General features: G+C 65.1%; 1 pseudogene. It reads left to right on the plus strand.

The features are described from left to right. Positions 1-1,568 (plus strand): annotated as a pseudogene (locus tag TPRIMZ1_RS0115850) (hypothetical protein); the annotation flags it as partial.

Below are 1,568 nucleotides of genomic sequence, written 5' to 3' on the forward strand. Positions count from 1 at the left end.
GGTGCCTGGCACCTTTTAGGCTTCGCCCTGCTGATGGCGGGGTGTGCGGCGACGGTGGGCGGCCCGCTGGGTGTCCCGCTGGGGGACGGGCTGGGCGCCGTGCGGGTGGAGGTTTCCGGGCTGGGGGTTTCGGCTACGCCTGAACCTGAGCCTGCGCTTGGGGGCAAGTTCCTTCGGAACTTGCTCGGAGTTTCGGCTACGCCGAAACTCCCAGCGGACCCTTCGGGTCCGCCAAGGACCGCGTACCCGTCCCTGCCTGTGTCGACGCTTTTCTATACCTATACTTGGACAACGACGACGGACGAGCCGGTGACGCCTCCGCCTGAGCAGAACGGCAATGACTTCATCCTGCCGGTGGGGAACTACAAGCTGGCGGTGCAGGCCTATGTCGGCACTGCGGCACTGGCCGCCAAGCTGGTGGGCACCGGGGTCGGGACGGTCGCCACCAGCACCCCCACCACCATCACCGTGGGCAACGGCAACACCACCACCGTCACGGTAAAGCTGCAACCGGTGGACGGGACCGATTCTGCGACCGGGACCGGGCCTGACGCCGTGACCGGGACGCTGGCCTATACCATCACCTACCCGGCGGGGGTCACGACCCTCAGCCTGACCCTGCAAAAGCTGGAGGGCGGGCCCGTGACCACCCTGTCCCCCACCAGCACCACCACCAACGCCAGCACCGGCGTTACCACCGCGACCGGGACCACGGACGTGGCCGCCGGGGACTACCTGCTCCGGGCCACCCTGGGGAACAGCGCCGGTGCGGCAGGCATGAGCGAGACCGTCCGCATCTACGGCAACATGACCACCACCGTGCCCCCCACCGGCGACGACCCCGACCCCTCGGCGGCCAGCTTTGCGTTTGCGGCGGGGGACTTTACGAAGGGGGACCCGGTGGTCATCGGGGAGTATACCGGAGAGTTTACCGTTCAAAAGGAAGGGGGGCTTATCAAGAGCATCACCCTTGAGGACTCAAGTAAAATCCTCATCGGCCGCAAGGCGGATGAGCAGGTCATCCTGAAGCTGGACAAAGACGGCAAACTCCTGTTCCGGGACGCCGTGAACGGCAGCCGCCCCATCGGCAGCTATGGGGAGTTCCAGTTGATTAACACAGATAACGCCACCAGAAACGGCAAGTACAAGCAGGAAGCGGACCTGGACCTGATGGGTTCCTCAACACAGCAATGGACGGCGGTGGGCGACGGCGCCACCGACGCCCTCCGCTTTACCGGGACCTTCGATGGCGGCGGCAAGGCTATCAGCAACCTGTATATAAACACCACTTTAGGTGGCCAGGGCCTCTTTGGCGCCACTGGCAGTGGCAGCACGGTGAAGAATGTGCATATAGCGAGCGGTTCCATTAAAGGCGGCGACTATTCCGGCGGCGTGGTGGGGTCCAGCGTAGGCGCCATCATCGCCTGCTCCAACACCGGCGACGTTACCGGCGTCGGCTGGGTCGGCGGCGTGGCGGGGTACAACCAAGGCAGCGTCACCGCCTGCTACAACACCGGCGCCGTTTCCGGCACTTACTACTATATCGGCGGCGTGGTGGGGCAGAACAT

Source organism: Treponema primitia ZAS-1 (assembly GCF_000297095.1).
GTDB classification, from domain to species: domain Bacteria; phylum Spirochaetota; class Spirochaetia; order Treponematales; family Breznakiellaceae; genus Termitinema; species Termitinema primitia_A.